This window comes from Arcicella aurantiaca (assembly GCF_003148625.1).
Classification (GTDB): domain Bacteria; phylum Bacteroidota; class Bacteroidia; order Cytophagales; family Spirosomataceae; genus Arcicella; species Arcicella aurantiaca.
This window is the reverse complement of record NZ_QGGO01000038.1, coordinates 22,880-39,908: the sequence shown is the minus strand read 5'-3', so window position 1 is coordinate 39,908 and position 17,029 is coordinate 22,880. Positions and strand designations below refer to the sequence as shown.

Below are 17,029 nucleotides of genomic sequence, written 5' to 3'. Positions count from 1 at the left end.
TAATTTGGCGGTAAATCAACATTTACCCAAGCCCATTCGGCTGTAATGAAGGTTTTTGTTTTTTTGATGGTTGTATTAAAATCTAAGGCGAATACTTTTACGGCTCTTTTTTCATCTAAAATAAAACCATCCCATCGTCTTGAAATTTATTGTAAACGCCACCCATATACGAAAGTCCCAATTCTCCTATTTTTCGATTTCTAATGGCTATTTTTCCCGTAAAAAGCGGTTGTCCATTGCTACTTTCTTCAAAACGATTTTTGTTCGCTTTGGCAGCAGGTAAAGAGGTTCGGCTGGCTTGGTTGTCAATAATGGTATCGTCAAAACCATTGGTTAAATAGGCTTCATAGGCGAAAACCCATTGTTTGGCATATTTTTTACCATAAAAACCCATGCCTACATTACTAAAAGTGGCAGGGAGCATTTGCGTTGCTGAAATGGGGCGGTCGCTAAATTCCCATTTTGGACCATCATGGTTTTGGTTGAATGCTCCAATCGGATTCATGATTATTCCTGCTCGAAAATTAACCAAATTATTGAATTGAAAATCAAGGGCAGCAAATTCAATATTAATTTCTTTTGTGCCGTCTTCAAACTCAATTTCGGACATAAATTTAATTTTTCGGTGCAAGCTCCCGCCCAAAAATAGGGTCATTCGTCTCATTTGAAAAGAAAAACCTTCACCTTTTCCATCAGTAACGGCATAATTGGTGTTCATTTCGGCATATCCTCCTATGCCCAGAGGTGTACGCCCAATTTGGAGGAAAGGTCGATTATAAACGGCATCCATATTCATCCCATTTTGGGCAGAATCTAAGACCACTTTTCGTCTAAAAATTGTTGTATCTGTCTGAGCATAAACAAATTGACAAAACACTAATAGTACAGATAATAGTTGATATTTTTTCATCTTCATTACGATAAATCAATGTAAATATTTTCTTGGTCGGTTTTAACCATAAAGGTTCTTAAAGGTTTTTCGGCTGGCCCTTGCGTTACTTTTCCTTTATTATCAAACTCGCTTCCGTGTCCTTCACAAACTAAATAGTCTCCGTGTGGTTGTACTTCGTTGCCTTGGTGGGTACATTCCAAATAAACGGCTGAATATTGTTCTTCGCCCAAACGAAAAAGAGCAATTGGAAAACCTAATTTTTCGTATTTTGCTACAATGACATTACGGATTATTTTTTTATCTTTTTTGATTTCAACAAACTCGCTCTTTTTGACAATTAAATTGTTTTGTTTAAAATCAACTTGTTTGGCATAGTAAGCTGAAATACAACCTGTTAGGGTAGTTAAGATGGTACTCCAACCAAGACAAGCGAGGCAATTTGTACGAATAAAATCACGTCTTTCCATGTTAAAGGCTTTCTAAAAAGGCTAATAATTGTTGTTTTTCTGTATTGCTCAAAGCGGTATATTTTGCCTTGCTTTTTTGGGATTCTCCACCATGTAGATTGATGGCTTCTTCAATGCTTTTTGCTCTCCCGTCGTGCATTAAATAGTATTTTCCTCCTTGCGAATTTTTAGCCAATCCTAATCCCCAAAGTGGCGTTGTTCGCCATTCATAGGTTTTGGCAGAACCTTCGGTATAGTTATCGTCTAAGACTTTCCCCATGTCGTGCATCAATAAATCGGTATAAGGACTAAATGTTTTGTTGGATAATCCTGCAATAGTCGAACTATTAGTTTTCATACTTGGCTGATGGCAAGCACCGCATTGAATACTCATAAAAAGTTGCTTTCCCATTTTTATGTCTGCCATTTCAGCCCCTCTTTGAATGGGAGCTTTGAGCGTTTGTATGTATTGCACAATATCTGCAATTTCGGCATTACTTACTTCGGGGTCAGACTCTTTACCGCTATAAGCGTCGATGGGTGAAAAAGAACTCACAATTCCCATATCTTGATTATAGGCATTCACCGCTTGATTGAATAGATTGTATGCCCCTGCTTTTCTGCCAAAACGACCTATATATTTACCATCTTTGCTAATGGCATTGGGCATTGGTTTTACAAAATCGGGCAATTCAATCCAATTAACAACGCCAGAAATACCATCATTATCTTTATCATCAGGGTCAGCTAATGCCAATATATCAGCATCGGAAACTGCTTCTAAAAAACCTAACCCTGTATTTATTGGAGCAACAAAAGTAGAATGTGAAGCCCCCAAAGGTAGGGTTTCGGGCATAAAACCTATTAGGGCTTGATGTTGCAATTGAGGACCTCCCATTGTCAGAAACTGATTGCCTGTTTCATCGGTTTGCCCAAAACGAATCAAACTGGCAGAGGGATGTCCCTTACCATCGCCAGCATGACAACTTACACATGAATTGGATACAAATATGGGTCCCAGACCTGTTACGGAGGTAAAAACCTTTGTAAAGGCAATATCTCCCCGTAAATGTTGAGCCGTTTCTGCGGTATTCAATGCTGCGATTGTTCCATCTAAAACTTCATCCTCAGTGGGTGAAACGGGCAAAAGTGCCTCGCAAGCGGTTGTAAAAAAAATGCCCAATGTTAAGATGAAAAGGTAATATTTTACTTTCATATTCTATCCTAATTAAAATTTATATGCAAATGTATAACGTTTTTAGGCTAATCTAAAAATATTATTAGGTACACATTAATTATTAAATATAGATTACGAAGAAAAATATTACCTTTTGATTTACCTTAATGTTCATCGCCACCTTCGGCATTGGCAATGGATGATTGTAAATAATACGAACCTTTTAATACAATTTTTGCTCCCGATGGGATTTCTTGAAGAGGGCTAACTTGAATAAACCCTAATTGGGCTGTTCCCGTTTTTACTTCAATTCGCTTAAAATGTACGCCTTCTTTTTGTTCATTACTTTCTTTTTCTTCTTTGCCTTTTGTCGCTTCAACATCTTGAATAAAAATAAATGTCGTCCCTTCTGCTTTCACTACGGCATCAATAGGCAAGGTGTTTACGTCATTTTTACCAATATCAATTAAGGCACTTACATACATTCCCGAAATGAGACCTGCTTTATGGTTGTTAATATCTGCATGAACCGCTACTGATTTCGTTTCATTTTGAAAGGCTTGACCAATGCTAAAAATATTGCCCATAATTTCTTGATTTCCTCGATTGGTCAGCACAAAACGTACATTTTGCCCTACTTTAATTTTAAAAAGGTCTTTTTCATACACCAATAAATCAACGTGCATTTTGGAATTATCCACGATTGAAAATAGAGAAGTGTTTGGAGCTACACTACTTCCAATTTTTACATTTACTGCTGTGATATAACCCGAAATAGGGGCTAAAATCGCAATGGAGGTAGAATTTTCTTTTCCACTAAGTGAAATAGTCTGTTCTAAAATCTTGATTTGGTGTTCTAAATTTTCAATTTTACTTTTAATGGCTTCAAAGTCGGCACTTATTTTTTGAAAGATTTTCTTAGCCGTTATGTTTTCTTCACTCAATTCTTTTTGACGGTTGAAATCTATGCTTAAATACTCTTTCGTTACCTTAGCCTGTTGTATTTCTTCGGTTAATTTTGCTTTCTGCAAACGCAGATTATTATATTCTATGCTTTGAAAAGTAGCTAAATTTTGTCCTTTTTTTACATATTGTCCTTCTATCACAGCAATGGATTTAATAATTCCTGCCATAAAAACCGACACATCTGCCTGATTTTGAGGGGGTAATTTGGTATATCCATTAGCAGTAACGACTTCACTCAGGTTTTTCCGTTCAAAATTTCCCAAGATAATTTGTGATGCTTTCACCTGTGCTTGGGTAAGTTCAACCGTCCCTTTTTCGTCTTGGTGATGTTCTTCGATTGTGGTGGTTTCGGTACTTTTTTGACAGGATAAAATACTGATGATTACAAAAAGTACAGCACTATATTTTATGATATGATGATTAAATTTCATGTTCTATTTTTTTAATTGTTCAATAAATATTGAATATTGATATTATTTTGATTGAATTGATTAACGGCGTTGAGGTAATTCTGCTGAATTTTCAACACCGTATCTAAACTTTGCAAGTATTCCACATAACCAATTTCGCCATTTTGGAAGGCTTTTTTGGCATTATTCCCAATCGTTTCTGCATTAGGCAAAGCCGTTTTGGTGTAATAATCTATCAAGGATTGATTGACCTTTTGCTCTTCAATTTGTTGGAGTAACTGGCTACTGAGTTGATTTTTAAGGTATTCAGCATTTTTTTGTTGTCCTAAAATTATTGTTTCAGCGGCTTGAATTTTAGCTTTGCTTGCTTTGTCAAATAGTGGAATACTGATACCGAGATTAACGCCTTGAAAACGGGGAACACCATTATAATAAAAACTTTGTCCTTCAATGTCTTGATTACCCGTGAGTGATTGCAAAAAATACCCTACCGTAAAATCGGGTTTTCTCAGGGCTTTTTCAACGTTTTTATTGGCATTGGCAAGCTCAATTTGTTGCATAGCAAGTGCTAACACAGGCGTTTGATTGAGGAAAACCGAATCAGCATACAAGGCTTTGGCAGGAACAAAACTGTTTTCAGTCAATACAAAATCTTCTTTCCAATTGAGAATGCTTTTGAGTTTGATTTTCTCTCGTAAAATCATGCCTTCGTTTTGTTTCCTGATTTGGATGGATTCTTGTTGTTGGGTTTCAGCGGTGGTTTTTTCTAAAAGATTGCTCTCACCTGTTGTAAATTTTAGACTTGCTGATTTGACAAAAATCTGTAAATATTCTTCTTGTTTCAGTAATAATTCATTCACGGCTGACCAATACAAAATGGCATTCCAAGATTGGCGAATTTGGGCGGTAATATCTTGCTTTGTTAGCAATAATTCCAGTTCACTTTTTTTGATATTGGCGTTAATTAACTCCTTTTTTGCTTGAAATAAGAAAGGACTAAATTCTTGCGAAATGCTATAATTTTGGTCAAAACTTCGGGTATTGTATTGCCCCAACATGGCGTTTATCTTTGCTTTTGGCAATTCTTTGACAGTTGGTCTTAATTGATTTTGTGCCTTGATATTCAGCTCATTAACTTGGATGTGTTGGTTGTTTCTTAGTCCTAATTCTATGGCTTGACTTAAATTTAAAGGTTGTTGGGCATTGATATTTCCTCCCAAAAACAACAATAAAATAATGGTCGTAACAATTGATTTATTTACTTTTAGACTTTTCTCTAATAATAAATATAAAATTGGCAACACAATCAGCGTCAGTAAAGTAGCCGTAATCAGTCCACCAATCACCACCGTAGCCAAAGGTTTTTGGACTTCTGCCCCAGCACCGCTACTCAATGCCATTGGTAGAAAACCCAACGAAGCTACGGCTGCTGTCATTACTACGGGACGTAAACGTACTTTTGTCCCTTCTTTAATTCTCTCTAAAATATCGTCCCAACCTTCGGCTTTTAATTGATTAAAATAGCCAATGAGTACAATTCCATTTAAAACTGCTACGCCAAAAAGGGCAATGAAACCAATTCCTGCCGAAATACTAAAAGGCATTCCACGCAACCACAAAGCGAATACGCCTCCAATGGCTGACAGGGGAATGGCAGTAAAAATTAAAAGGGATTGTTTGACGGATTTAAAAGTGAAGAATAAGAGAATAAAAATCAAGAGTAATGCCACAGGAACAGCTACTGCAAGCCGTTTATTGGCTTCCACTAAATTTTCAAATTGCCCGCCATACGTTACATAATAGCCTTCGGGCAATTTCAATTTTTTATCTAATTTTGCTTGAATATCATTGACCACCGATTTTACATCCCGTCCACGAACATTCAAGCCAATGACAATTCTACGTCTGCCGTCTTCACGACTTATTTGGGCGGGACCTTGCTCAAAATTTACGTCTGCCACTTGTTCCAAAGGAATTTGATTACCCGATGGAAGGCTGATGAATATATTTTTTACGTTAGAAATATCCTGACGAAAATCCTTATCTAAACGTACCACTAAATCATAACGTTTTTCACCTTCATAAACCACTCCTGTGGCTTCTCCTGCAAAACCTGTTCGTACAACTTTGTTCAAATCGCCTACGTTCAAGCCGTACAGAGCCATTTTATCAGGATTATAACGTACTGTAATTTGTGGCATACCCGTCACTTGCTCGGCTTTGATGTCTGCCACACCTTCAATATTTCCGATTAAACCAATAGCATTATTGGCGGTTGCCGCTAATTTTTCTAAATCTTCCCCAAAGATTTTAATGGCTACATCACTTCTTACGCCCGTCATTAATTCATTAAAACGCATTTGGATAGGTTGCGAAACTTCAAAACCAACGCCTGGAATTTGCTCCATTTCTTCTTTCATCATTTCCGCCAATTCATAGAAATCTTGGGTCGTTGTCCATTCTTTTTTATCTTTTAGAATGATAATTAAATCCCCCGTTTCAATGGGCATGGGGTCAGTGGGAATTTCGGCAGAACCAATCTTTGCTACTACTTCTACTACTTCGGGAAATTTATTTTTCAGTATTTTTTCTAATTGGGTGGAAGTTTCAATACTCATACTCAAAGAACTACCATTGGCAATTCTAAAATTGATAGCATAGTCTCCCTCTTCCAAAGTAGGAATAAATTCGCCCCCCATCCGACTAAAAACCAATAAGGCTATCAAGAATAATGCTACTGAAATACTTAAAACAAGTGCTTTTAATTGTAAGGCTTTCTCTAAAATTGGGCGATAAAAACGCTCAACAAAGTCGATAATTTTATCTGAAATATTCTTTTTATGGCTAATGGTTTTACTCAAAAACAAAGCAGAAGCCATTGGGACGTAAGTCAGCGAAAGTATAAAAGCTCCCAAAATAGCAAAGGAAACCGTTTGAGCCATTGGTTTAAACATTTTTCCCTCTGTACCAACCAAAGCCAAAATAGGTAAATACACAATTAAGATAATGATTTCACCGAAAGCAGCACTACTTCTGATTTTGGTGGCAGCGTGTAAAACTTCATCATCCATTTGTTGGCTATCCAAATTGCCCTCTTTATTTTGGTGAAGTCGGTGGATAACCGCTTCTACAATAATAACTGCACCGTCCACAATAAGTCCAAAATCAATCGCTCCTAAACTCATTAAGTTGCCACTCACGCCAAAAAGATTCATCATGATTACGGCAAAAAGTAACGCCAAAGGAATAACGGATGCCACAATTAAACCTGCTCGCCAATTGCCCAAAAGCAATACCAACACAAAAATGACAATCAATGCTCCTTCCAAAAGATTGCTTTCAACTGTTCCAATGGCATGATTAACCAATTTTGTTCGGTCAATAAATGGTTCAAGAGCCACGCCTTCGGGCAATGATTTACGGATTTGTTCAACTTTGGCTTTGGTTCGATTTACCACTGCGGACGAGTTTTCACCTTTGAGCATCAGCACCATTCCGCCTACCACTTCCCCTTTGCCATCTTTGGTAACAGCTCCGTATCGCAAAGCTGAACCTTCTTGTACTTTGGCAACATCTCTGACTAAAATAGGAATGCCATTATTAGTTTTGACAACTATTTTTTCAATATCAGGAATGTTTTTAACCATTCCCAAAGCCCGAATAAAATAGACATAAGGCTGTTTGTCGATGTATGCACCACCTGTATTTTCATTGTTCTTTTCGAGGGCTTCAAAAATATCTGTAATGGTTACATTCATACTTTTGAGTCGGTCAGGTTGCACAGCTATTTCATACTGTTTCAGACTGCCACCCAAAGTAGTTACTTCGGCAATTCCTGCCGTTCCCAATAGTTGAGGTTTCACCACCCAATCTTGAATACTACGCAGTTTTGAGGCATCGAATTGAGTTTCAAAACCTTTTTTAGCGTAAATAACATATTGGTAAATTTCGCCCAGACCTGTACTAATGGGAGCTAATTCGGGAATGCCTGTTCCTTTGGGAATCAGTCTTTCGGCATCTTTGAGTTTTTCACTCATTTGCTGCCTTGCCCAATAAATATCTACGTTTTCCTCAAAAACAAGGGTAATTACACTTAACCCAAAACGGCTAAAAGAACGCATTTCAACGATTTTAGGAATCGTTTTCATCGTTTGCTCAATGGGATAAGTAATAAATTGTTCTACCTCTTGGGTTGCCAAAGTAGGGGCGGTAGTAATAACTTGTACTTGATTGTTGGTAATATCGGGTAGGGCATCAATGGGCAAACGACTTAAATTGTAAATGCCCACCAGCACCAATGCCAACGTGAATAATCCCACAATAAATTTATTATTGATGGAAAAATGAATGATTTTATCTAACATTTTTTGAATCTAAATTTTATTGAAATACAGAAAACCCTACTGAAAAGGGCTTATCAGTAATGATTAAAAACAGTAAAATATCAACATTTTAGATTTTGGGCGGCTGCCAAATATTTCCGTAGAAATTAGAAGCAAAAGAGTCATTTTTAGGGATGATTCTCTCACTTAGGGAAAAAAAAGAAGGGGTATTTTCAGTCATTAAGACAGCACACTGAAAACTAAAAACAATGGTTGAACCACAACAAGCACAAGTACAAAAAGGTGAACATGATTCTGTATCCTCTTGGTGGTCTTGGTGGTCAGTTTGCGAAAAAGTTTCTTTTCCATTATCCAATACCTTACAGTCTTCCGTATCACCACAAGGCATACACGAGAGAATGAGAATGTATAAAGAGAATATGACTGAAAAGAATTTCATTGGGCAAATGTAGGAGAAAAACCAGTGCAACAGGTAGGCAAAAAGATTATTTTAAAGCTCAATAATTTAACGTAACGCCCGCACAATCATCAAAGCATCTTCAATAATAGTTACGGTACTCATCGGTAAATTAAACACCGCCCCCAAACAAGCACATTGGATTTTCTTTTTGTTTAACACACTTTGCAAAACCCCAATGATACTAATACTCATCACTACAAAAGTTATGGTATTAATTAACATGGGTTGGAAGTTCATTAAATACGCCAAACCTAATCCCAATTCAATAAAAGCATACAGATAACCCCAAACAGGTATTTGTTTCGCAAGCACATCATACATTTGATAACTTTCAGCAAATCCTTTTAAATTCAACAACTTAAAGAAGGAGAATACTAAGAAGAAACCTGCCATAAAATGCCCCATCCATTGCATAAAATTAAAAGAATTATTCCCCATTTGAATTAATAAAGTTACTGCTGAAATGTAGCCAAAAATCAATAAAATGGGCTTGTAAGTCTCAAACCAAGATTTTGCTTGCTCTACAATTTCAGTATGTTGCAAGGCTGATATTTGGTATTTACTCTCCGTTCCTCCTAATGATTTTTGAAAATCACTAAGGGCAATATGCTTATCCATTGAAATCATGGCAGTATTAGAATCCTTTGACACTTCTACCGAGGTAACATTTTCTAAACTTAACAAACTACTTTTTACTTTGGCTTCACAGCTACCACAGGTCATACCCGAGAGTTGATAGGTATGTGTCATTTTCTACATTTTACAGATTTCTACACATTTTCTACACGCTTCTGCACAAGTCTTGCAACAAGTGGCATGGTCTGCAATTTTTCACATTCAATCATGCAAGCTAAACAAGCATCTATACATACTTTTGAATTTTTCATTTTTATACGGTTTACATTTTATAGAGTTATTTATATAATGTAAAGTTTTGAAAATCAGCAAATTGATTGTTACGCAATTTAGAGTATGTCTTATATAATTTTCGGGTTTATTTATTTACTTCAACGTCTCCGATACCTTTCCACAAGTAAGCATACGCTTTCCATAATACGGATTTTTCACCGCAGCGTTATCACTCAACCAATACGCTTTTGCCATTGGGCAGTATTGTTGATAAACAGGGTTTTGATTCGCATTTAAGCCTTTTACCAAAGCAAAAACATTATTCGATAAATCATTAAAATGCTCTCTTTGATGCTTTACGTCTTTTGTTTCGTTAATATGGCTGGCATCAAATTTGATTTTTTCGGATAATCCCATGAAAAGGGTGTGCTGTTGGGTATTTAATTTTGCCATTGGCAATGCCGAAATCGTCTTTACTAATTCACCTGCTTGTACATTGGCAGTATTTCCATCATCGGCTATCAACGCATTTTTCAAGGCGTAATAATTACTTAAACTTTTGGTGATGCTCGCCTGTACTTCTGGGTCTAATGTTGGTTTTGGGGTAGTATTTTCCATTTTCATACCTCCCATGTCTTTACTCATATCGTGTCCAGCGTGGGTAGCGGTTTGTTGCCTCGGCTCTGGAATGTTCAATTGTGCTTTGGCTGAAAAGCAAGCAAGTAATGAACAGACAACCAATATTTTTTTCATGATTTTAGATTTTAATGTTTAAAAGTCCAATTGATGAACGTAAATCAATGATGCGGTTTAGCATCTTTTTGGCAACAATCTGATAGTTTATTGTATCCTTTTTCATCTGCCATCACTTCATCGGCATCATAACCTGCTTCGGAAATAGATTTTTTGATACTCTGTACATCCGTTTTTTTAGGATTATAAATGACCGTTACTACTTTATCATCTAAATTCAAATTGGATTCAGTTACACCTTTGGTAAAAGCTAACTTTTTTTCAATCGTTGCTTTGCACATTTCACAAATGGCAGAAGTTTTAATTTTTACCGTTTCTAATTTTGGAGTTGAACAGTAGCTAATAACAGAAGAAATTACCAGTATGATGGTTAAAATTGCATTTTTCATTGGATGAGTTTTTTGCGTTTAATTAATTGATTTTAAATTATTTATATTTTATCTAATAACGATTCCGTTGGGTTTTTTACCTACCGAAATTGTCTTTGTAACCTTGTGTTGCATTACATCAATGACAGAAACACTGGCAGCTTCTTGATTGGTCACGTAAGCCGTCATGTCTTTAAAGGCAATGGCATGACTTCCTCCAGCGGTGGCAAATGCTCCTGCATGAATCATTTTACCACTGGTATCTTTTGTCCACCAATGCACTTTACCTGCCATTGGGTCAGTTACCCACATTTCTTTCATATCACCTTGATACGCTACATAACCTGGCATAAAACCTAATGCAATGGTTTCTACCACTTTCAAGGTTTTTACATCAATAATGGAAACTGATTGACCATCTTCATTGTCCACGTACATTCGATTATCCGAACCCGTCCACGCTCCCACAGGATTCAGCCCAACGGGAATTGTACCTACAATAATTTTGGTATTAGGGTTAATCGCTGTTACGGTATTATCCATGCCATTGGCTACAAAAGCCGTATTTCCATCATTGGAAAAAGTAATTTCGGCAGGTTCTTTTCCTACTGAAATCTTCGTTTTTAAAGCGTAGGTATTAGCATCATAGACCAGTATTTTTCCTGCTTCATCCATTTGAGAAGTCCAGATTTCTGCTCCATCGGGCGTATAAATAGCATTATGGTTCATACCGATAGAATCAAAAACTTTCACATTAGTACCTTTGTTGGCATCCAAAACGGCTACTTTGCCAGTCATTCCTGCGGTATTAATGGAATGTCCAGCACTTAAATCCATGCCAGGTGCTGCAATCGAAATCTGTGTTTTTGCAGGATTCAAATAGATATGATGTGGATAAGATAAAAATGCTCCCATATTCATACCCGACATTTGAGTACCAGAATTATCGGTCAATTGGATTAAATCAGTTACTTCGTTGGTATTCAAATTGATAACGGATAACGTGCTACTCTCGCCATTAACCACATAAGCGGCTGGATAGTTAATATTTAATTGTGGCTGTTCGGTTGTCATATTCATACAACCACCTAACATGATGCTAAAAATAGGAATGATAATCTTTTTCATTTTTCTGTTATTTTTTGAAGTTTAAATGATGTTTATTCTTTTAATACATATTTTTGTTTTTGTAATTCCTTAAAATGAGTCGTTGTAAAACCTACTATTTTTTTAAATTGCATCGAAAGATGTTGAACACTACTATACTGTAAAACATCGGATATTTGACTCAGCGATAATTCATCTTTAATGAGTAATTCTTTGACTTTTTCAATTTTCTGACAAATCAAAAATTGCTCGATGGTATTTCCTTCTATTGCTGAAAATATAGTCGTCAAGTATTTGTATTCTCTGCCCACTTTTTCTGAAATATAGACCGATGGATTGTATTTACGGAGTATATCAGGATGTTCATTCACTAACTCGATAATGGTAGTTTTCACTTTTTCCACCGTTTGAATTCGTTTATCGGATAATAATTCAAAACCGACTTGCTGCAAACGAACACTCAGAGCATCTTCCTGTTCTTCGCTTAGGTCTTCTTGGATAACAACTTCGCCCAATCCTACACTAATGGGTGAAATATTGATTTGTTTAAAGATGTCTGTAACCACCATTTTACAGCGGTCACAAACCATATTTTTGATATATAAATTCATGGTTCTGTAAAATTTATTTGATTTTGTAACGCATTCCCACGTAAACCATTCGCCCAATAATGGGTCCCCACGACATACCCGCATCGAAATTTCTTCCAAAGGGGTCATCAGCAGCAATGATGGGATTGGCTTGCGTGAAATTATTGAGGTTTTCACCTCCCACGTACATATCCCATTTCAAGAATGTTTTGGTAACTTGGGCATTGATATTAGAAAATGCAGGGGCGGTGGTCTGCCAATTCAACCCTAAGTGTTCGGGCATATTGGGTAATCGCCTTGCACCATTCCATTGCCATGTAAAATCAAACTTCCATTTATCATACGGCAAAGCGTAGCCAACGTTAAATAAAATTCTATCTCGGTTTAAAAACTGACGAGTTAATAAGGTTTTTGAACCGTCTTCGTTGGTAAAATCATTTTTCACATCAAATAAACGGTAGGCTAATTTCACCTCAAATCGTTTGATAGGGGTATAATTAAATTCTGCTTGAAAACTATTGGAATATGAGCGTCCTTGTAAATTATAGAATTTGAGCAAACCTGCCGTTTCCATATCTACCACCAATTGATTTTGAAAATCGGTTCGATAGGTATCAAAAATTAAAGAGGCTTTTTTGCCAAATAGTAGGAATTCATTACTCAGACTTACGCCATAATTCCATGTTTCTTCGGGTTGCAAATTGGAGTCAATTTGTACACTTCGGGAACTGACCAATAAACCATAATTTTCCGCTAAGGGATTGGACACTCGCCAGCCTTTACCTGCACTCGCTCTCAGGTGTACGCTTGGGCTTATGTCATATTTGGTATGAATTCTGGGCGTAAATCTTGTACCGTACAGGTTATGAAAATCAACTCTTCCACCTGCTACTACGGTTAATTTGGTAGGATAAGTGTAGGTATATTCAAAAAAAGCACCTGTCACCGATTCTTGTCTGAGTCGTGGAGTAATGCCCGATAAAGTTTCGTTATAATCATCCAATAAATAGCTTAAACCTGCTTTATATTGATGATTGGTATTGTCAATAATGTTTTGATAAATCAAATTACCGTACAAAGTTTTTTGCTTTCCTATATAGTTTCTTAGTCCAAAATACGACTGATTATCGTGGATAATACCACTCAGAATTAAGCCTAATCCTTTGTAGGGTTTATCAGAAAATAGCCTTGCCGTTTTACTAAAAAATTCAATTCGTTTGGTTAAACTTCCAAAACCATACACCAATCTTGAACCTCTTTGTTCTGCTGTGAAATTGGTTTGTCCAGCTAAACGGTCTTCGTACAAGCCTTTTATGCCAAATTGAACCATGTATTTTTCGTTCTGAAACTTCCAACGATTCAAGGCATTATACTGTGAATAAAGGGGTAAATCTAAGAACCCATCTTTATTTTTATCCGAACGGGTTTGTAAAGTGGATGCGTGAGTAAGTAAACCAACCGACCAATTTTTATTGATTTTATTGGCAAGGTTTAGGTTAATTTCAGCCCGTCCAAAACTGCTAAAATAAGTATTTAAGGATAGCTTTTCTGCTAAATCAGGCTTTTGGAGTTCAATGTTTATTTGTCCTGTCATGGATTCGTAACCATTTACCACAGAACCAGCTCCTTTGCCAACATCAATGGAAGAAATCCAAGTGCCAGGAATAAAGTTGATGCCAAAGGTGGTATTTAAGCCTCTGAGATTGGGGATATTTTCGGTATTGGTTTGGATGTAATTACCACTTAATCCCAATAATTGAATTTGTTTTGAACCTGTTACCGCATCGGCATAACTCACCGATACACTGGCGTTGGTTTCAAAACTTTCGGATAAGTTGCAACAGGCAGCTTTACCAAGAGTTTTAGCGGTAATCATTTCCGTTTGAATGGGATTCATGCGGTCTATATTGGTACTACCAGCCGTAATGACCACTTCTTGTAAAGTTGAACTTTCAGATTGTAAGTAAATCCTTAGAAAATTAACCGAATGTACCATGATGGTATCGGTTTTGTAGCCGACCGAACTAATAATTAGTTCGTGATTTTCAAGGCTTTTCACCAAGGTAAATTTACCTTCTGAATTGGTGGATGCTCCGTTATGAGCATTTTTCCAACGAAGAGTTGCTCCAATGAGAGCTTCGGTTTTGCCATCGGCTTTTTTCTCTAAAACGATACCTGTTAGATTTTGAGAATATGCTCCGAAAGTGATAAAATACAGGAATACGAGTAAGTTTTTCTGTTTATGAAAAACAGAAATAGGAGTGATATGAAACATAAATGATACAGTTTAGCTTAAAAATTGAGTTCGTTTTCTTGGTAAAATCAAGAAAATAGGATGCAATTCTAACCGACTGTATCAGATAAGAAACGATTGAATAAATACGAGAAGATTCCGCCCTGAAAGTGGCGGTGCTGGACTGTAAAAATGGGGAACTTGAAAAGATACGACCTCAGATGCCCAAGCAGAAACAATTGATATTTTTGGCGTAATATCAATCCAGTTGTGATGCACAAAATCTGGTATTACCTCATAACCATGAGAAGCATTAGGCGTAATTTTCAGAAAAGTCGTGTGTTCTTCACAACATTTTTTCTTCTTAATTACTGATGACTTTGACTGAGTTTCGTGCTTGATTTTATTTGCACAACATTTGGGGGGAGTTGTAAAAATGAACGTTTGCTTGCCTTTTATCTTGCAATAATGCTCAATCATGGAGAAGCCTGTACTCATAAAAAGTACCTGCATTGCCATAAGCAAACAAAATATGCGAGTCAAACGTGTTTTCATTCTTACTGCAAAGATACTAATAACCTTATGTTCAAGTTATTATATTTTAAAGGCTTTGTTTTATATAATTTTCGGATTACTTTTCTTTTTGGGAAAATATGCAAATATGGGTTAAGTCGTTGGTTTACAGCATAAAAAAATATCAACAGAGCTGTAAAAAGGGGTAGTATTACATTTAAAAAAAGTCTCAGAGAAAGCATTTTATCCGAAATAGATGATTCTGACAAAATTGGCTCTCATTCAAATTTGACAAAAAGTTGTTTAAACTCAACTTCAAGAAAATCATTATGATTTAAAATATAGTCTAATGAAATAAGTTTTAGAGTATTCAATTTCTAATTTAGCTCTCTCTTTTACTCCAAAACAGGATTTTAGCTAAATTGACGAAGAACCAGATTCCTCCGACATACGTAGTTAAAATTTGTCCGCATTTCTTTAACAATCTTATTGTAAATCTCTTAGGTTCTTCGTCAATTTTGGTGAAAGCCTCTATTTTAGCTTAGTTTTGGAGGGTGGAACAATCTCTATTTCTCCCCATTGCACTGGATTTAACCCTTTCCAATTTTCAGCATACCGACACTACCATAAATTTGAATGTTGTCAGTAGTCAAGTATCAAGCCAATGTCCTATTTGTCGGGAGAGCAGTTCTAAAATCCACAGTAGGTATTTAAGAATTATTGGTGATTTACCGATTTCTGGAAAAATTACCACAGTACATTTACAAGTTCGGAAGTTCTTTTGTGAAAATACAAATTGTGTTCGCAAGATTTTTAGTGAGCGATTCCAATAACATCTTCAGAGTTATTCAAGAAGATTTGATCGCTTCAATGAATTACTATCATCTATGGGGCTTGAATTAGGAGGTAATCCCACACAACGCATCGGAATTTTATCTTTTGTAAAAGTAAGTGCTTCTACGATTTTAAGGCTCATCATTAAGTGTCCATTTCAGCCAATAATTCTGCCCAAAATCATAGGAGTGGATGATTGGGCTTTTAAGAAACGTTTTGATTATGGGACAATCATTGTTGATTTAGAGAAGAATAAAGTAATTGATTTGCTACCTGATAGGGAAGCTAAAACGCTAACAAAGTGGCCTTTAGAGCATCCTTCGGTAGAAATTATTTTTTGAATACCCAACGACAAAGTATTAAGCAGATTGCAGTTGAATTAAAATCTGAAGAAAAAATTTTGGGATGCCAAGAAATACCTTGAATAGCTATTGGGAAAGAACAACATTCCTTCCCAAAGTAAACCACAAGAAAAGTAATATTCTTGATTACGAAGATTATCTCATAAAACGCTGGAATGAAGGAGAACAGTCAGTCAAAAATCTTTATAAAGAAATTCAAGAAAAAGGCTTTAAATATAAAATTAGGGCTGTTTATGAGCTGATGAAAGGCTACCCTAAAACTATTGTTGAAACTATGCTTGAAATAGTAAAAGTGAAATATTATTCCTCAAAACAATTAAGTATTTGGTTGGGGTCTTTTCGCAAGGATTGGACGGATGAAGTTCCCAAAGCATATTTAACTCGGTTAATTGACGCTAATCCTGTCATCAGAAAAGTCAGGAATGCTGTTCTGAATTTCAGAAGATTTATGAAGGATAAAACAGGAGAAAAGTTAATGACTTGGTGCAAAAATATCCTAAATGATGAAGAAGAGCATATAAAAGGTTTTGCCAAAGGAATTCTCAGTGATTATAAGGCTGTTTTTCATGGGTTTGAGTCTAAATGGAGCAACGGCCCCGTAGAGGGTCAGGTCAATAGGCTCAAAACTATCAAACGGCAAATGTACGGTCGGGCGATTTTTCAGCTACTTAGAAAAAGAGTGGTGATAACCAGCAAATGGTAGATTTCACCAAAATTGACGAAGAA

Annotated in this window: 16 protein-coding genes; 3 read left to right on the top strand and 13 right to left on the bottom strand. The window is 36.3% G+C overall.

The genetic code is table 11. The features are described from left to right. Positions 1-115: 115 nt before the first annotated feature. From LV89_RS25745 to LV89_RS22465, 13 genes are all read right to left on the bottom strand, one after another. Positions 116-910, bottom strand: a complete 795-nt coding sequence (locus LV89_RS25745) for a porin (RefSeq protein ID WP_229201581.1) — start codon at positions 908-910, stop codon at positions 116-118. A gap of 5 nt (positions 911-915) precedes the next feature. Continuing rightward, positions 916-1,359 (bottom strand): QcrA and Rieske domain-containing protein, encoded by a 444-nt coding sequence (locus LV89_RS22525; RefSeq protein ID WP_109745189.1) that lies wholly within the window; start codon positions 1,357-1,359, stop codon positions 916-918. A gap of 1 nt (position 1,360) precedes the next feature. After that, complete coding sequence (locus tag LV89_RS22520; protein ID WP_109745188.1) at positions 1,361-2,554, bottom strand: di-heme oxidoredictase family protein; 1,194 nt, start codon at positions 2,552-2,554, stop codon at positions 1,361-1,363. Positions 2,555-2,679: 125 nt separating this feature from the next. Continuing rightward, positions 2,680-3,912, bottom strand: coding sequence for an efflux RND transporter periplasmic adaptor subunit (locus tag LV89_RS22515; protein ID WP_109745187.1), 1,233 nt, complete (start codon positions 3,910-3,912; stop codon positions 2,680-2,682). 11 nt (positions 3,913-3,923) lie between these two features. Continuing rightward, complete coding sequence (locus LV89_RS22510; RefSeq protein WP_109745186.1) at positions 3,924-8,255, bottom strand: CusA/CzcA family heavy metal efflux RND transporter; 4,332 nt, start codon at positions 8,253-8,255, stop codon at positions 3,924-3,926. Positions 8,256-8,343: 88 nt separating this feature from the next. After that, on the bottom strand, positions 8,344-8,622 hold the full coding sequence (locus tag LV89_RS25930; protein WP_310588795.1) for a hypothetical protein: 279 nt from the start codon (positions 8,620-8,622) through the stop codon (positions 8,344-8,346). 117 nt (positions 8,623-8,739) lie between these two features. Then, complete coding sequence (locus LV89_RS22500; RefSeq protein WP_109745184.1) at positions 8,740-9,444, bottom strand: heavy metal translocating P-type ATPase; 705 nt, start codon at positions 9,442-9,444, stop codon at positions 8,740-8,742. Between the two features lie 252 nt (positions 9,445-9,696). Further along, positions 9,697-10,296, bottom strand: a complete 600-nt coding sequence (locus LV89_RS22490; RefSeq protein WP_109745183.1) for a DUF3347 domain-containing protein — start codon at positions 10,294-10,296, stop codon at positions 9,697-9,699. A gap of 44 nt (positions 10,297-10,340) precedes the next feature. After that, complete coding sequence (locus LV89_RS22485) at positions 10,341-10,685, bottom strand: heavy-metal-associated domain-containing protein (protein ID WP_109745182.1); 345 nt, start codon at positions 10,683-10,685, stop codon at positions 10,341-10,343. A gap of 48 nt (positions 10,686-10,733) precedes the next feature. Beyond that, positions 10,734-11,792, bottom strand: coding sequence for a YncE family protein (locus LV89_RS22480; protein ID WP_109745181.1), 1,059 nt, complete (start codon positions 11,790-11,792; stop codon positions 10,734-10,736). Between the two features lie 32 nt (positions 11,793-11,824). After that, entirely contained in the window at positions 11,825-12,382 is a 558-nt protein-coding gene (locus tag LV89_RS22475; protein WP_109745180.1) for a helix-turn-helix domain-containing protein, read from the bottom strand. A 13-nt stretch (positions 12,383-12,395) separates the two neighbouring features. After that, positions 12,396-14,636, bottom strand: coding sequence for a TonB-dependent receptor (locus tag LV89_RS22470; RefSeq protein WP_109745179.1), 2,241 nt, complete (start codon positions 14,634-14,636; stop codon positions 12,396-12,398). A gap of 81 nt (positions 14,637-14,717) precedes the next feature. Beyond that, on the bottom strand, positions 14,718-15,149 hold the full coding sequence (locus LV89_RS22465; RefSeq protein WP_146199241.1) for an HYC_CC_PP family protein: 432 nt from the start codon (positions 15,147-15,149) through the stop codon (positions 14,718-14,720). Between the two features lie 512 nt (positions 15,150-15,661). Here LV89_RS22465 and LV89_RS25975 point away from each other — a divergent pair. The 3 genes from LV89_RS25975 to LV89_RS22450 all read left to right on the top strand — a co-directional run bounded on the left by LV89_RS25975 (position 15,662) and on the right by LV89_RS22450 (position 17,006). Next, positions 15,662-15,940: a transposase family protein gene (locus tag LV89_RS25975; protein WP_109745177.1), complete on the top strand. Its 279-nt coding sequence runs from the start codon at positions 15,662-15,664 to the stop codon at positions 15,938-15,940. Positions 15,941-15,994: 54 nt separating this feature from the next. After that, positions 15,995-16,282, top strand: a complete 288-nt coding sequence (locus tag LV89_RS22455; RefSeq protein WP_109745176.1) for a transposase — start codon at positions 15,995-15,997, stop codon at positions 16,280-16,282. A gap of 64 nt (positions 16,283-16,346) precedes the next feature. Continuing rightward, complete coding sequence (locus tag LV89_RS22450; protein ID WP_109745175.1) at positions 16,347-17,006, top strand: transposase; 660 nt, start codon at positions 16,347-16,349, stop codon at positions 17,004-17,006. The last annotated feature ends 23 nt before the right edge of the window (positions 17,007-17,029 follow it).